The sequence below is a fragment of the Rothia dentocariosa ATCC 17931 genome (genome assembly GCF_000164695.2).
Taxonomy (GTDB): Bacteria; Actinomycetota; Actinomycetes; order Actinomycetales; family Micrococcaceae; genus Rothia; species Rothia dentocariosa.
On the sequence record NC_014643.1, the window covers coordinates 1,779,191 to 1,795,954 of the forward strand.

General features: G+C 51.1%; 11 protein-coding genes and 2 rRNA genes. All 13 read left to right on the forward strand.

Features of this window, described 5'->3' with window-relative positions; translation table 11 throughout:
• Positions 1 to 97 precede the first annotated feature (97 nt).
• Positions 98 to 3,199 (forward strand): 23S ribosomal RNA (locus HMPREF0733_RS07675).
• Positions 3,200 to 3,292: 93 nt separating this feature from the next.
• Positions 3,293 to 3,411, forward strand: a 5S ribosomal RNA gene (rrf, locus tag HMPREF0733_RS07680).
• Positions 3,412 to 3,702: 291 nt separating this feature from the next.
• A complete protein-coding gene (locus HMPREF0733_RS07685) occupies positions 3,703 to 4,833 on the forward strand; it encodes a tetratricopeptide repeat protein (protein WP_013398794.1) in 1,131 nt (376 codons plus the stop codon).
• Between the two features lie 62 nt (positions 4,834 to 4,895).
• Entirely contained in the window at positions 4,896 to 5,930 is a 1,035-nt protein-coding gene (locus HMPREF0733_RS07690; protein ID WP_013398795.1) for an HAD-IIA family hydrolase, read from the forward strand.
• Positions 5,931 to 5,933: 3 nt separating this feature from the next.
• Positions 5,934 to 6,134, forward strand: coding sequence for a hypothetical protein (locus HMPREF0733_RS07695; RefSeq protein WP_004004338.1), 201 nt, complete (start codon positions 5,934 to 5,936; stop codon positions 6,132 to 6,134).
• On the forward strand, positions 6,135 to 6,869 hold the full coding sequence (locus HMPREF0733_RS07700) for a TlyA family RNA methyltransferase (RefSeq protein WP_013398796.1): 735 nt from the start codon (positions 6,135 to 6,137) through the stop codon (positions 6,867 to 6,869).
• A gap of 127 nt (positions 6,870 to 6,996) precedes the next feature.
• Positions 6,997 to 7,965 (forward strand): NAD kinase, encoded by a 969-nt coding sequence (locus tag HMPREF0733_RS07705; RefSeq protein WP_013398797.1) that lies wholly within the window; start codon positions 6,997 to 6,999, stop codon positions 7,963 to 7,965.
• A gap of 140 nt (positions 7,966 to 8,105) precedes the next feature.
• Positions 8,106 to 9,815: a DNA repair protein RecN gene (gene recN, locus HMPREF0733_RS07710; RefSeq protein WP_013398798.1), complete on the forward strand. Its 1,710-nt coding sequence runs from the start codon at positions 8,106 to 8,108 to the stop codon at positions 9,813 to 9,815.
• A 239-nt stretch (positions 9,816 to 10,054) separates the two neighbouring features.
• Positions 10,055 to 11,752 carry a CTP synthase gene (locus HMPREF0733_RS07715; protein WP_041321725.1) on the forward strand — a complete coding sequence of 566 codons (1,698 nt, stop codon included), beginning with the start codon at positions 10,055 to 10,057 and terminating at the stop codon, positions 11,750 to 11,752.
• A 151-nt stretch (positions 11,753 to 11,903) separates the two neighbouring features.
• The gene (locus HMPREF0733_RS07720; protein WP_013398800.1) at positions 11,904 to 12,626 is read left to right on the forward strand and encodes an NUDIX domain-containing protein; all 723 of its coding nucleotides are present in this window, start codon (positions 11,904 to 11,906) and stop codon (positions 12,624 to 12,626) included.
• 6 nt (positions 12,627 to 12,632) lie between these two features.
• On the forward strand, positions 12,633 to 13,808 hold the full coding sequence (locus HMPREF0733_RS07725; RefSeq protein WP_013398801.1) for a site-specific tyrosine recombinase XerD: 1,176 nt from the start codon (positions 12,633 to 12,635) through the stop codon (positions 13,806 to 13,808).
• Positions 13,809 to 14,151: 343 nt separating this feature from the next.
• Positions 14,152 to 15,579, forward strand: a complete 1,428-nt coding sequence (locus HMPREF0733_RS07730; RefSeq protein ID WP_004004345.1) for a C4-dicarboxylate transporter DctA — start codon at positions 14,152 to 14,154, stop codon at positions 15,577 to 15,579.
• Positions 15,580 to 15,813: 234 nt separating this feature from the next.
• Complete coding sequence (locus tag HMPREF0733_RS07735) at positions 15,814 to 16,710, forward strand: ParA family protein (RefSeq protein ID WP_013398802.1); 897 nt, start codon at positions 15,814 to 15,816, stop codon at positions 16,708 to 16,710.
• Positions 16,711 to 16,764: the final 54 nt, after the last annotated feature.

Sequence of the window (16,764 nt, forward strand, 5' to 3'; positions counted from 1 at the left end):
GGTGTGGTTTGTTGTTTGAGAACTATATAGTGGACGCGAGCATCTTCTGGGAACTGCACGGTTGTGTGGTTTCTTGATTCTTCTTTTTCTTGATTGTGTGTAAGTTGTTAAGGGCACACGGTGGATGCCTTGGCATCAGGAGCCGATGAAGGACGTGTGAATCTGCGATAAGCCTCGGGGAGCCGATAACTGGGCGTGGATCCGAGGATTTCCGAATGGGGAAACCTCGCTCATCGTTGTGGTGGGTGACCGCTGGTTGAATGTATAGGCCAGTTGGGGGGAACGCGGGGAAGTGAAACATCTCAGTACCCGCAGGAAGAGAAAATAATAATGATTCTGTTAGTAGTGGCGAGCGAACGCGGATGAGACTAAACCTGTGGTGTGTGATAGCGGTTAGGTGTTGCATCATGGGTGTTGTGGGAGTTGTTGTGGTGGTTCTAACTGGTCACCGGCGTAGTGCATGATGGTAGGCGAACTGGCTTGGAATGGTCGACCGTAGTGGGTGAGAGTCCCGTAGTTGAAAGTGTTGTGTGTGCGTTGACAATGTCCCGAGTAGCACGGGGCTCGTGGAATCTCGTGTGAATCTGCCAGGACCACCTGGTAAGTCTAAATACTTCCTGATGACCGATAGTGGATCAGTACCGTGAGGGAATGGTGAAAAGTACCCCGGGAGGGGAGTGAAATAGTACCTGAAACCGTGTGCTTACAAGCCGTTATAGCCCCCTTTTGTGTGGGGTGGTGGCGTGCCTTTTGAAGAATGAGCCTGCGAGTTAGTGTTTTGTCGCGAGGTTAACCCGTGTGGGGTAGTCGTAGCGAAAGCGAGTCTGAATAGGGCGTTGTAGTGGCAGGATCTAGACCCGAAGCGGAGTGATCTATCCATGGCCAGGTTGAAGCACGTGTAAGAGCGTGTGGAGGACCGAACCCACCTAGGTTGAAAACTGGGGGGATGAGCTGTGGATAGGGGTGAAAGGCCAATCAAACTCTGTGATAGCTGGTTCTCCCCGAAATGCATTTAGGTGCAGCGTTACATGTTTCTTGCTGGAGGTAGAGCTACTGGATGGCCGATGGGCCCGCGAGGGTTACTGACGTTAGCTAAACTCCGAATGCCGGTAAGTGAGAGTGTAGCAGTGAGACAGTGGGGGATAAGCTTCATTGTCGAGAGGGAAACAGCCCAGACCATCAACTAAGGCCCCTAAGCGTGTGCTAAGTGGGAAAGGATGTGGAGTTGCTGAGACAACCAGGAGGTTGGCTTAGAAGCAGCCATCCTTGAAAGAGTGCGTAATAGCTCACTGGTCAAGTGATTCTGCGCCGATAATGTAGCGGGGCTCAAGTACACCGCCGAAGTTGTGGCAATCAGTCTTTGTGGCTGGTTGGGTAGGGGAGCGTCCTGCACGAGGTGAAGCTGCCACGGGAGTGTGTGGTGGATTGTGTGGGAGTGAGAATGCAGGCATGAGTAGCGAATCACGGGTGAGAAACCCGTGCGCCGGATGATCAAGGGTTCCAGGGTCAAGTTAATCTGCCCTGGGTTAGTCGGGGCCTAAGGCGAGGCCGACAGGCGTAGTCGATGGAGAACGGGTTGATATTCCCGTACCAGTGAAGGACCGTCCATACTGATATTGTGATGCTAACCATGCCGATCACGGTGTCATGAAGTTTTTCTTTGTGGTGTTGTGGGGTGTGTGGGACCCAAGCTTTGGAGGTAAGCGTGTTAACAGGTGTGACGCAGGAAGGTAGCCAAGCCACGCGGTGGTTGTCGTGGTCTAAGCGTGTAGGATGACTGGTTGTTAAATGCGCCGGTTGTGTGTCTGAGACGTGATGGGACCCCTTGTTTGTGGGGGATTTGGTGATCCTATGCTGCCGAGAAAAGCATCGGCGTGAGGTTTTAGCTGCCCGTACCCGAAACCGACACAGGTGATCAGGTAGAGAATACTAAGGCGATCGAGAGAATCATGGTTAAGGAACTCGGCAAAATGCCCCCGTAACTTCGGGAGAAGGGGGGCCCTGAGCGTGATCTGCCCGTGCGGTGGGGAGCGTGTAGGGGTCGCAGAGACCAGGGGGAAGCGACTGTTTATCAAAAACACAGGTCCGTGCGAAGTCGTAAGACGAGGTATACGGACTGACTCCTGCCCGGTGCTGGAAGGTTAAGAGGATTGGTTAGCCCTGTGTGGGCGAAGCTGAGAATTTAAGCCCCAGTAAACGGCGGTGGTAACTATAACCATCCTAAGGTAGCGAAATTCCTTGTCGGGTAAGTTCCGACCTGCACGAATGGAGTAACGACTTCCCTACTGTCTCAACCATGAACTCGGTGAAATTGCAGTACGAGTAAAGATGCTCGTTTCGCGCAGCAGGACGGAAAGACCCCGTGACCTTTACTATAGTTTGGTATTGGTGTTTGGGTTGGCTTGTGTAGGATAGGTGGGAGACTGTGAAGCCGTCACGCTAGTGGTGGTGGAGTCGTTGTTGAAATACCACTCTGGTCAATCTGGATGTCTAACTTCGGGCCATGATCTGGTTCAGGGACAGTGCCTGATGGGTAGTTTAACTGGGGCGGTTGCCTCCTAAAGTGTAACGGAGGCGCCCAAAGGTTCCCTCAGCCTGGTTGGCAATCAGGTGTTGAGTGTAAGTGCACAAGGGAGCTTGACTGTGAGAGTGGCGACTCGAGCAGGGACGAAAGTCGGGACTAGTGATCCGGCAGTGGCTTGTGGAAGCGCTGTCGCTCAACGGATAAAAGGTACCTCGGGGATAACAGGCTGATCTTGCCCAAGAGTCCATATCGACGGCATGGTTTGGCACCTCGATGTCGGCTCGTCGCATCCTGGGGCTGGAGTCGGTCCCAAGGGTTGGGCTGTTCGCCCATTAAAGCGGTACGCGAGCTGGGTTCAGAACGTCGTGAGACAGTTCGGTCCCTATCCGCTGCGCGCGTTGGAGAATTGAGAAAGGCTGTCCTTAGTACGAGAGGACCGGGACGGACGAACCTCTGGTATGTCAGTTGTACCGCCAGGTGCATGGCTGATTGGCTACGTTCGGGAGGGATAACCGCTGAAGGCATCTAAGCGGGAAGCCTGTTTCGAGATGAGTTCTCCTGGCACCCCTTTGTGGTGTGTGAGGCTCCTTAGAGATGATGAGGTTGATAGGCCGGGTATGGAAGCGTTGTAAGGCGTGGAGTTGACTGGTACTAATAGGCCGAAGACTTATTCACACTATGTTGTTTGTGGTGTTTGCGTTCGCTGTATAGTTTTGAAACAACAAGCTGGGCCCCGTTTTTGTGGGGTGGGTTGTTGTTTGGTGGTTTTGCGGTGGTGATAGCTTGGGGGAAACGCCCAGTATCCTTTTCGAACCTGGTGAGCTAAGCCCTGTGGTGTTGATGGTACTGCATCTTGGTGGGTGTGGGAGAGTAGATGGCTGCCGCAATAAATATTTTGTTTAGAGGTAAGTATGGGTGGGGGTTTCCTGTGAGGGGGAGCTTTCGCTCATGCTTTTTGTGTTTAACGGTGGTTTTTACTCAACAACCCCAACCTACTAGCCCGCCTTCTACGAGTAGATGCAGAAGACAAAGCTATCTTGGATCTAGTATCTCTAGGGTATCGGTCTATGCCAACCTGTACTAGAATATAAAAGGTGCATTTAGCACCCTGAGATTATCTTCCAAAATTTGTAGCGAAGATTCTGTGTTTGATCCCGCCTTCCCCTTTGAGGAGATTCATGTCTGAGACCCCCCAGTCTAAAAATAAGCAGGGTGCTATTGGTGCTTCCACTGCGAAAAACTCCCAGAAGAGCAACTACCACAGTAACGCTCAACATTCTGATGGGGCTGGGGCAAATCATAAGGATAGCGATGGAGGACGCCGAAACGACTTGAAAAACCCGAATAAATCGCATCGTTTCGGTTTTCGGAGTAAGTCACCTAGGCAGCACGCGTATAAGACAGAGTCTCAGGAGAACGTGCGATCTGTTGACGGTCGAGCGGGTTATCGTCCTGCCAAGCCAAAGGCGCCTGAGATTGACAGTGATGTAACAGGTCGTGAGTTAGACAGTGCTACAAGCCGTCAACTTCGCGCGCTTGAGTCTAGGAATGCCGCTACCGTTGCAAAACATCTTGTTATGACTGGACGATATCTGGAGCTTGATCCCCAGTTTGCGCTTGAGCATGCTGTTGCTGCGTCTCGAAGCGCAGGACGTATTTCTGCGGTACGTGAGGCTGTAGGTGTCGCCGCATATGTCGCTGAAGATTACGAATTAGCATTACGTGAATTACGTACGCACCGTCGCATAAGCGGTTCTCTGGATCATCTTGCGCTCCTCGTAGACTGTGAGCGCGCTCTTAACCGTATTTCTAAAGCTCTTGACATGATAGAGGAAGCTAAACGCGAAGAGCTTCCTGCCCAGGTTCGCGTTGAACTCGCCATTGTTGAATCTGGGATATATGCAGATCAGGGCAAAAAATCGCAAGCGATATCGGCCCTTCAAATTCCGCAGCTAAACCCAAAACGTGCTTTCGAATACAGCCCTCGACTCTTCACAGCATATTCCGAGGCGCTAGATAATGCAGGACGAAGCCAGGAAGCAGAGCAGTGGGCACGCCTCGCGTTCAGGGCCGAAGCCGCTTTGGGACAGGGTGAGTTCGCCGAGCCTGAGATTTTCGATATTTATGGTGAATCCGAGCTCTTTGAACCTGAGGAACCTGTGTTAGAAGACCTCGAACAACAAAGCAATACTGACGAGGGAACACAGTCAGAGAAAGAAGAGGCATATAGTTCTGATAAGTCAAAGAACTTGGCGGTTGCATCTTCTGAATATGAAACGAAGCCTTCCCAAAATGAAAAAGAGCAGTAGAAACTATCCGTTCCTCACCTGAGAACACTTGCTTTATCTATAACCAGAAAGAATTGAACATTATGACGAGCGAACCCCTACTAGCTCAGTACGATGCCTTACTTTCAGATCTCGACGGGGTAGTATATGCTGGGCCCTACGCTATTGAGGGAGCACCCGAAGCCTTGAACCGTGCTGAAAACAGTGGGGTTCCCGTCGTCTTTGTTACTAATAATGCCTCGCGCTCTGTAGAATCTGTAGCGGCTCACCTGCAAGATTTAGGCGTGCGCACGCAGGCGGAACGTGTTGTCAGTTCTGCCCAGGCTGGTGCTGCTTTATTGGCTCAACATGTGCCCGCCGGGTCTAAAATTCTGGTTACCGGTACTGAAGCTTTAGCAGATTGTCTACGTGCCGTTGGGCTGGAACCTGTATCATCACAGTCCGACAACCCTGTTGCCGTGGTTCAGGGTTTTAACCCGCAACTCAGCTGGGAAGATTTGGCAGAGGCAGCGTACACTCTCGCTGATCAAAACGTCTTATGGGTTGCCACGAACACAGACCAAACTATTCCTAAGGAACGAGGGCAAGCGCCCGGTAACGGTACTCTAGTAGCGGCGGTGGGTATTGCGGCACGCCGTACTCCGATAGTCGCGGGGAAACCTGAAGCCGCTATTTTTGAGACTGCGGCTCAATCAGTAAAAGCCTCAAAGCCCGTTATTGTAGGGGACCGCCTTGACACCGATATTCTGGGAGCCAACAAAGCTCATATGGCGGGTGCACTTGTGCTGACCGGTGTGCAGACCTATCAGGATGTTATATCGGCGGTCCCTGAACAACGTCCCATATATATTTTGCGCACTCTTGATGACTTTTTCGAACCATATCCACAGATCGAAATTCTCCATGAGGACCACGCGATTACAGCGCATGGACCATCATGGACTGCCAAGGTGCAGGGAAATAACCTCTATTTAACCGTCCAAGGCTCTTTCGCGCCAGAGGGTTTTTCCGGCAGCGATGCGGAAGCAGAAGCCTGGCGCGTAGCCTGCGCTGCCTGGTGGGCGGCGCATCCGGAGCAGGCAGTGACCCCGAATATTCAAGGCCTTCCCGAGGTTTAACTTATGGGTAAGAAACAACAAAACTCTACAGAAAATGCTGATAGCCATGAGTCCCTTGAAGAAGCTGATTACCAGGAGTTTGAAACACAGCTGCAGGCTGTTTTAGCGATGGATCCTGTAGAGCGTATTCGGGCCTATGGAACCTTAGTTGATAACCTCGAAGATAATGTACGTTTTTCCCGAGAACCCGGGGAGAACTCCTAGGTGCGGCTCGATAAATTTCTTGCCGAGCATGGGCTTGTTGCATCTCGTACTTTAGCGGCAAAACTTATTGATGCCGGGTGCGTGAGTGTTAATGGGAAAATTGTGTATAAGGCATCGCAGCCTGTACATCGTGACGATGATGTACTGGTACAAGAAAGCCCTCTTACAGAATATGTGAGTCGTGCCGGGCATAAACTTGCTGGTGCCTTAGATATTTTTACGCACATAACTGTAGCCGGTCGTCGCTGTCTGGACGCAGGTGCCTCTACCGGAGGATTTACCGACGTACTCTTGCGCCGTGGGGCTTCACATATTGCAGCAGTTGATGTGGGTCATGGTCAACTTGTTGAGTCGTTACGTGTGGATCCCCGGGTCGATGCTTATGAAGGTCTTAACGTACGGTATCTTACCCCAGAAGATATTGGGGGGTTAGTTTCCCTAGTTGTCTCTGACCTATCTTTTATCTCGTTGACGTTAGTCATAGATGCTCTTGCGCAGGTAACCGAGGAAGATGGGGACTTAGTGCTCATGGTGAAACCACAATTTGAAGTAGGAAAACATCAAATTGGGCGTGCAGGAGTGGTTACAGATCCTCAAGCACATGCTTTCGCCGTGCGTAAGGTGCAAGACTCGGCTCAATCATGTGGTCTTCGCGTGATAGATACTGTGCAAAGTCCTTTACCCGGGCAAGATGGTAACGTCGAATTTTTCTTATGGTGCAAGAAGCAGAAATAACAGACAAACCTTTTTATCGAAATAATATTCTAGAAAATATGTTCCAGTATAATGGGAAATTCGGCTATACTAAAGAAGTAGTCGTGGGATAATTCGCAAATAATGCCTGCTGTGAGGAGGGTAGAACGTGTCAATAACGGAAAATCGTAAAATTCTAGTCTTTGCGCATACTGGCCGCAAAGAAGCACGGGATGCAGCCCGCCAGGCGTGTAAACAGCTGCATAGTGCAGGTCTAGTGCCCGTGATGAACCGTTCTGATCTGGAAGCCTTGACGGAAAATTGGGACGATCCGGTGCCTGTGCAGGTGGTGCATGAGAGTGTTGCGCTTATTGATATTGAGCTTGGTATGGTCCTCGGCGGTGATGGTTCTATCTTGCGTGCTGCAGAAATGGTGCGACATACAAGCATTCCGCTGATCGGCGTGAATCTGGGACACGTAGGATTCTTAGCGGAATCGGAAGAAAGTGATCTGCAAGAAACTGTAGACCGCATCGTCAAGAGCGAGTATGCGGTCGAAGAGCGTATGGCAATCGACATTGAAGTATGGCACGAGGAGAAACGTGTTCATACGGATTGGGCGCTTAATGAAGTAAGCGTTGAAAAAGGCAACCGCGAGAAGATGATTGAGGTCATCATTGAGGTAGATCGTAAGCCAATAAGCACATTTGGCTGTGATGGTGTGGTGATAGGTACGCCCACGGGATCCACCGCATACGCATTTTCAGGTGGGGGACCGGTAGTCTGGCCCGAGGTAGAAGCTATATTATTGGTGCCGCTTTCAGCACATGCCCTTTTTGCACGACCGCTAGTAGCATCTCCGTCTTCTATGGTAGCTGTTGAAATGATGGCTCATGGTGCATCCGGTGTGTTGTGGTGCGATGGACGGCGTATGAATGATCTGCTGCCCGGTTCCCGTATTGAGGTGCGTAAATCTGAAAAACCAGTGCTTTTGGCACGTATCCACCCCGCCCCGTTCTCTGAACGGCTGGTTCGTAAGTTTGCTCTGCCTATTCGAGGATGGCGAGGCCCAACCTCTGAGGAAGAGCGTGAGGCGTGTGATGCCGGTGAAAAAAACAGCTCACAAGATCCTCATTAGTTTATATCTGGTACTCACACGGAAACCGAATGTTTGGGTACTCCAGCAGGAAGTCGGTCAGTGCAATAGAGTCGCACATAGCTTGCGTATGTGGCACGACTCCAGCCCCTATGCGGTAAGGACTTTAAGGTAGACGCATCGTGATTGAAGAAATCCATATTCGGGACTTGGGCATTATTACTGATGCTCGATTACCCTTGCAGCCCGGGCTGTCGGTTCTAACAGGTGAAACTGGTGCCGGTAAAACTATGGTCGTTACGGCGCTTGGTATGCTTCTTGGGGCACGTAGTGATGCTGCAAGTGTGCGTCAAGGGGCAAAGAGCGCCTTAGCGGAAGCCATTGTGCGCCTACCTCAAGAACATAAGGCTTTGACCCTCGCGGAAGAAGTGGGCGGAACAGTTGACCCGGTAGATGAAAAAACAAGCGAACTTCTCTTAGCTCGCACCGTTAATGCTTCTGGGCGTTCTCGAGCACATGTAGGAGGATGCACCGCGCCTGTCGGTAAGCTTTCAGATATTGGGCAAACTCTTGTAGCTGTGCACGGTCAGTCGGATCAATTGCGTCTCAAGTCTGCCAGCGAGCAACGTCGTGCACTAGACCTTTATGCGGGCGAAAAGCTTTTTGACCTGTTGGAGAAGTACCAGCATACCTATGAGCGGTACCGAGTCGCAGCCGCTGAATATAAAGAGGTTCGTGAGAATTCTCGTGCACGAGCATTAGAGGCGCAAAGCTTGCAGGGGGCGCTTGAAGAAATAGACTCCGTAAACCCACAGATGGGCGAGGACGAAGCGCTTAAGAATGAAAGCATCAAACTGATGAATGTTGAGGCGCTTCGTACCGCAACCGGTGTTGCAGCGGCGGCGCTGTCGGGCAGCGAATATACGGAAGGTACAGAGGCAAATGTACTGAGTCTTCTGGATGCGGCACATACATCTCTTTTGGGACAAGCCGATGCTGATAGCGATATAGAGAATTTAGCTCAACGGGTTAACGAACTTTTAGTTCTGGCGACTGATATTGCCACCGATATTTCTACCTATTCGACCTCGTTAGATTCTGAAGGGCCTGAACGCCTAGCGCAGGTACAGGAGCGTCGTGCGCAGCTGAAAACTTTGACGCGAAAATATGGTGCAGATATTGCGGAAGTCCTTGAGTGGGCCGAAGAATCTCGTGATCGCCTGACTCACCTTGTTGATGATCCAGAGCGACAGGAATCTCTGGAACAAGAGCTCACCGACCTGCGTCAGGCTTTAGGAGAGCAGGCAACTCAGCTTATGAAAGCGCGTCAAGAAGCCGCTTCGCGTTTAGCGGATTCTGTTAGTGAAGAACTAACCGCGCTTGCCATGCCGAATGCTTCTCTTGTTGTTGAAGTTGCCGAGGCAGATAAATTTTCAATTCATGGTCGTGACACAGTGACCTTTATGCTTGCTCCGCATCGTGAGGCAACCCCTCGTCCACTTGGGAAAGGCGTCTCTGGAGGTGAGCTTTCGCGCGTAATGCTTGCGTTGGAGGTTGTGTTGGCGGAAGTGGATCCGGTACCTACCTTTATCTTTGACGAAGTAGATTCGGGCGTTGGCGGTAAGGCTGCTATTGAGATTGGTCGCAGGCTTGCAATGCTTGCCCAGCATGTACAAGTTTTGGTGGTAACTCACCTACCACAGGTTGCGGCTTTCGCGGATCAGCATATTCTGGTCCTTAAAAATGATGACGCATCGTTATCGAAAGTACAGGTGCTTTCTGACCAAGAGCGTGTTGTGGAACTCGCTCGTATGCTCGCCGGACACGATCAGTCGGAAGCAGCCCAAGAACACGCGCGAGAGCTTTTACGCGCAGGGGACCAGCTTGAGTAAACAGGTGCTGAAAAGATAATGGTCATAGCTGATATATCTGGAGGAGTATTCCAAGGATATTCGGTAGTGTTGGGGCGCAGATATTTCTAGAGGCCGTTGTGGTGCAACACGGTATTCAGCGGTAGGTGAAGCGTTTATTATGGCGTAAAAACTGCGCGAAATACGGGAAAAAGCTCATTAAATCTAGGGAAGAGAAACGCTCTCGTTCGCTAGTGTTCTATTGGATAGGGGAAAAGAAAATGGTAAGCTTGAATTCCGTGGTGAATGAAAATAATAACGCTCTTAACGCGTCCGCTAACGGTAAGGTAACCCGCCAAATCTTTGTTACGGGTGGTGTTGCTTCTTCTCTCGGTAAAGGTCTTTCAGCTTCTTCTCTCGGTCAGATTCTACGTTCTCGTGGCCTATCGGTCACGATGCAGAAATTTGACCCGTACCTTAACGTAGACCCCGGTACCATGAACCCTTTCCAGCACGGCGAAGTCTTTGTAACTGACGATGGTGCTGAAACAGACCTTGATATTGGGCATTACGAACGCTTTCTTGATGAGAACCTTGACCAATCCGCTAACGTTACAACCGGTCAGGTGTACTCGACCGTTATCGCAAAAGAACGTCGCGGAGAATATTTGGGCGATACCGTGCAGGTTATTCCTCATATCACTGATGAAATCAAAGCACGTATGCGTTACGCCGCCGAAATCGAGAACGCGCCCGATATCATCATCACCGAAATCGGCGGTACGGTAGGCGATATTGAATCGCTGCCCTTTATGGAAGCGGCACGCCAAGTACGCCGTGACGTTGGACGCCAGAACGTGTTTTTCCTCCATGTATCTTTGGTACCCTTTATCGGCCCTTCCGGCGAACTCAAAACGAAGCCTACTCAGCATTCCGTTGCAGCATTACGTGGTTTGGGTATCCTGCCCGATGGCTTGATTCTGCGTTGTGAGCGTGATGTTCCGGAATCGCATCGCGCCAAAATCGGTAACGCCTGCGATGTTGATACTGCCGCCGTTATCTCATGTCCCGATGCCCCCAGCATCTACGATATTCCCAAAACCCTTCATTCCCAGAAGCTCGACGATTATATTCTGGATTACTTTGGCATGACTGCCCCTGAGCCAGATTTCACGCAGTGGGATCGTTTGTTGGATGCGGTGCACCGCCCCTCCGCCGACGTTAACATTGCCCTCGTGGGTAAGTATATCGATCTTCCCGATGCATACCTCTCGGTTTCTGAGGCTCTGCGCGCCGGGGGCTTTGCGAATAATGCAAAGGTCAATATCAAATGGGTCGCTGCAGACCTATGCGCCACCGATGAAGACGCAGACCATCAGCTGCACGATATGGATGCCATTTTAGTACCCGGCGGTTTCGGTATTCGCGGTCTGGACGGCAAGATCGGCGCATTGAAATATGCTCGTGAACATAAGATTCCTACTCTGGGCATTTGCCTGGGGCTGCAGTCCATGGTGATTGAGTACGCTCGAAACGTTTTGAATCTTTCTGACGCATCCTCAACCGAGTTTGACCCGGAGACATCGGTTCCGGTCATTGCCACGATTGAAGAACAAAAGCAGTTTGTGGAAGGCGCAGGTGATTTGGGCGGAACCATGCGTTTGGGCCTGTACACAGCTAACCTGGTTCCCGGTTCACAGGTTGCTCAGGCCTATGACGAGACCGAAGTGGCGGAACGGCATCGTCACCGGTACGAAGTTAATAACGAGTACCGTGAACAGCTTGAGAACGCGGGCTTGGTTATCTCCGGCACTTCACCGGATTCCTCGCTCGTGGAGTATGTTGAGCTCCCCGCTGATGTGCATCCTTACTATGTGGCGACTCAGGCTCATCCGGAGTACCGTTCGCGTCCTACGCGGCCGCATCCGCTTTTTGCGGGGCTGGTGAAAGCAGCTCTCAAACGTAGCGGTAAAGAATAAGAACTTCCTTCATAAGAAGTCGCGGACTGCCGATGTAGTCCGCGACTTTGCTCTGCCAAAGGAAAATAGAAACGTCAGCGCTGTCAGCTGATAGCTCTGTCCTTAAGGTTCTGATTCTGGCGACCGCAAGTATGCAAATTAGAATAGGGATATGAACACTTCAGAGAACAAGAATCCGTATCGAATAGACCCTATGTATGCTGATGTGATCGATGCTCCCTCTACGCGAGAAATCCTAAGCCGTGAGGTGCAGTATAGCGGATATGTTCTCCAAGCAGCCGTGGAACACTATGATCTCGACGGGCACGGTACCACTTTAACGCGGGATGTTATCGACATGCCCGGTTCCGTTGCGGTCGCCGCATTGAACAACTGGAATGAGATTTTGCTTCTGCGTCAGTATCGGCATCCCGTGCGTATGAACCTCTGGGAGGTTCCCGCAGGACTTCTTGATATTACTGGTGAAGACCCTCTTTATGCAGCCCAGCGCGAACTCGCGGAAGAAACCGACCTTGGGGCTCATCGCTGGCGCAGCCTGGTCGATTATTACACGACTCCGGGAGCCGCTTCGGAAGCGGGCCGTATATACCTTGCCCAAGACCTGTACGAGATTCCTGAAGCAGACCGTATAGTACGCAGGGACGAAGAAGCGGAGATTACCTACCGGTGGGTTCCGCTTGAACAGGCCGTACGCCTTGTGCTCGCGGGCCGACTACATAACGGTTTGGCTATTCAGGCTATTCTCGCGGCATATTGCGCGGTCGAGGCTCGGCAAGAGCAATTGCCCTTGCGAGATGCCGCCGATACCTGGGATTTTCACCCTTATTTGGGAGAGCGCCGTATCCGACCCGAAACTTTTAAACACGAGGAATAATTCGCTATGGTTTCTCAGCACCTGAGCGAAGGAATACATCGTATAAGTCCGCTTGAGCGGGATATTGAACAGTATCTTATTCACCTGCGAGTTGAAAAAGGCAGCAGCGAGAATACGATAGCTTCGTATGCACGTGATTTAAGGCGGTATGTAGAATTTATGGCGTCACGCGGTATCATTGATGCCCACCGAATTCGCACTGCCGATGTGCGTGCCTTTATGCGTGAACTTGCCCAACCGTCACTGCCGCGTGCGGGGGAGAACAGAGATTCGGGGCATCCCAGCAAAAGCCAGGGAGAAAAACCATCTGAATCTGATACCCGAGCAGAGGAACTCGAAGACACCCTGGAGTCTTTGGCGGTTTCCCTCTACACCTCGGATCAGACAAAGGCTCCTTCAACGAGTACGCGTGATGTCACACTGCCTCTGCCGCTGGGCCCTAATTCAATTGCACGTACCATGGCTGCAGTTCGTGGCGCGCATAGTTTCTGGCATGCTTCGCGCATCCTGGAGACCGATCCTGCCGCTGCCGTGAAACCGCCTAAAAATGTGAAGCGATTGCCCAAAGCCGTATCCGTGGAGCAAATGCAAAAGCTCCTTGCCATTCCCAGTCTTAAGACTCCTACCGGTCTGCGTAATCGAGCGATACTTGAGTTCTTATATGCTACCGGTGCGCGCGTGAGCGAGATGCTGGCAACAGATCTGGACGATATACACCTGGGCGAAAAACCCCGCGATGAAAACGGGGAATCTATTGCCGTGCCTGGGTATGTGCGTCTTTTCGGCAAAGGGGGTAAAGAGCGTTTAGTACCTTTGGGATCCTATGCGCAGAGGGCGCTGGAAGACTACATTGTGCGCGCTCGCCCCAAGTTTGCGTCGCACGGCAAAGGTACTGCTGCGCTTTTCCTCAACGGGCGGGGGAGCCGGCTGGGTCGACAGGGAGCATGGCTTATCCTCAAAGAAACAGCTGAGGAGGCGGGGCTGAGCTCTGATTTTTCGCCCCACTCTATTCGACACTCGTTTGCGACGCATCTTGTACAGGGCGGCGCCGATATTCGCGTGGTTCAGGAACTGTTGGGACACGCCTCGATTGCGACTACACAGGTGTATACCAAGGTTACTCCGGAAGGGATGCTGGAGGTTTACCGTATGGCGCATCCTCGTGCACATGAGCGTACTTAGTAGGTGATTAGTAGAAGTAGACTGTGGGGAATAGCTGCGATGAAGAACGACGACACTATGTCTGTATAGCTATGCCGACAAATATGTGTTTAAAGAGAAAATACGCCAATAAGATACTATAATTTAGCTTATTTATACGATTTACACTCTAAAGATGTAATATTTATGCTGTTTGTAACAGACATGTAAATATTCTGTTGCAATGGCATATTTTAGTCAGAAAACACCCGCGTTAATGTTGCCGTAGGTGTAGCCTGTATAACATCCTGAATCCGGAACAATAAAGTTCTGGTCGGTATAGACACACAGCACCGTGCGTCCCCGGCGCGAAAGGAAAGAATTAATGAGTACGGAATCCGCAAAGAAACCGTTCTACAAAGACCCAACCCATATGCTTTACCTCTCGGTGATTGCCGCTGTGATCCTTGGGTGTATCTTGGGAATGACCGTTCCCGATTTTGCAAAAGAGCTGCAGCCCATCGGTACTGGTTTTATCGCTCTCATCAAGATGATGATCGCCCCTGTAATTTTCTGCACGATTGTGCTGGGTGTAGGGTCTATTGCTAAGGCAGCAACCGTCGGCAAGGTCGGTGGATTGGCGCTGCTGTACTTCGTACTCATGTCGACCTTTGCCTTAGGAATTGGCTTGGTTGTAGGTAATATTATCGAGCCGGGAAGCTCGCTGCACTATGACCCGGCAACAACGAAATACACGCTTCCAAATTCGTCTGAAGGACATGGCGGTGACAGCACTGTCTCGTTCCTGCTCAACATCGTGCCGACTTCTTTGCTTTCGGCATTGACAAGCGGTAATATTCTGCAAACCCTTTTCGTGGCGCTTTTGACCGGCTTTGCCCTGCAGAAGATGGGGCCGGTTGGCGCTCCCATTCTCAAATTTCTGACCTACTGTCAGGCGCTCGTATTCCGTCTGCTCATGATGATTATGTGGTTAGCGCCTGCTGGTGCGCTTGGTGCGATTGCAGCTGTTGTAGGTTCTACGGGTTCCCGTGCGATATCCTCAATGTTTATTTTGATGGTGGCATTCTATATCACTTGTATTCTCTTTGTCGTAATCGTTCTGGGCACTATTCTCAAGCTCGTAACCGGTGTGAATATCTTTACCCTGTTGAAATATCTGGCGCGCGAATATCTCCTCATCTTCTCAACATCCTCGTCTGAGGCGGCGCTGCCGCGTCTTATCGCCAAAATGGAACACTTAGGTGTTTCGAAGCCTGTCGTAGGCGTTGTGGTTCCTACGGGGTATTCCTTTAACCTGGATGGCACCGCAATTTACCTGACGATGAGCGCCCTCTTTGTTGCGGAGGCTATGGGGACTCCACTTGCATTAGGCGAGCAGATTTCTCTGCTGGTCTTCATGATCATTGCTTCGAAAGGAGCTGCCGGTGTTTCGGGCGCAGGGTTGGCGACCCTGGCAGGCGGTTTGCAGTCACACCGCCCCGACCTTGTTAATGGTGTGGGCTTGATCGTGGGAATCGATCGCTTCATGTCTGAAGCACGCGCGGTCACTAACTTCACAGGCAACGCAGTGGCGACGTTACTCATGGGGAAGATTGTTAAAGAGGTAGATATGGATCGTGTTCATGCGGTGCTGAAAGGGGAGATCCCCTTTGACGAATCCACCATGGGCGGCGAACTACACGGTGACCAATACGTGGATAATGCGGTAAGTCAAAAATCTCCCACCAAACAGATGTCCGTTGTGGCTGAACCAAAGATTAAAAATACTGTGACGCTACCGGAAGATCAATAAGTTAAAAAGTATGCGGGGAGGTGTATCTGTTTCTAGGGGGAAAGCGCCTTCCCGCATATTGCAAGGTCTGATTTAGCATGAGAATTACATAACGCTGTGGCTTATGGTGAGCGGGGCCTCTAGAATTCCCAAATATTTGGTTTATAGACCTGAACAGAGCGCGATGTAACATAATTCGTACGTAAAGCGAACTCACAAACCTGCTGAGCGGGCGTGTGTGGGGTAACCTTATACATGAAGAGAAAATTCGTTGACGAAGGTGAAGATAAGTTGACCGAAGCACCGGCACAAGAACTCGGACCAACCGGCCGACCCCTACGTGAATACCCCGACCCTGCGCCTATAAGCCAACATGGTCCCGCCCGCATCATCTCAATGGTGAATCAGAAGGGTGGCGTAGGAAAGACGACCTCAACCATAAATCTTGGTGCTGCACTTGCGGAGTGTGGTCGTAAAGTGCTCCTTGTAGACTTTGACCCTCAGGGTGCCCTGTCCGCTGGTTTCGGTACAAATCCGCATGAGCTTGAGCTGACCGTGTACAACGTGATGATGGATCGTAAGGTCGATATTAACGACGTTATTCTACCGACCGATATCGAGAACATCGACCTTCTTCCCGCAAACATCGACCTTTCTGCGGCTGAAGTTCAGCTAGTAAACGAAGTTGCTCGCGAGCAGGTACTCGCCTCAGCCCTACGTAAGGTACAGAATGAGTACGATGTTATTCTGATTGACTGTCAGCCCTCGCTCGGCCTGCTAACCGTAAACGCATTGACAGCATCACATGGCGTTATCATCCCGCTTATCTGCGAATTCTTTGCCCTACGAGCTGTGGCGCTTCTCGTGGACTCTATCGAGAAAGTGCAGGATCGCCTGAACCCAGATCTAGAAATTACCGGCGTTCTTGCGACCATGTTTGACGCCCGCACCATCCATTCTAAAGAAGTGCTTGCACGTATTATTGACGCTTTCGGAGATAAAGTATTTGACACCGTGATTAAGCGAACCGTTAAATTCCCGGATGCTACAGTATCGGCAGAGCCTATCCTCTCATATGCCAGCAACCACACCGGGGCTCAAGCTTACCGGCAGGTAGCCCGTGAACTTATTTACAAGGGCGGAGCCCGATAAGACCCTGGATCCCATGTGCCTTGACACCACCTATAAACCTTGAAGGTATGGTGT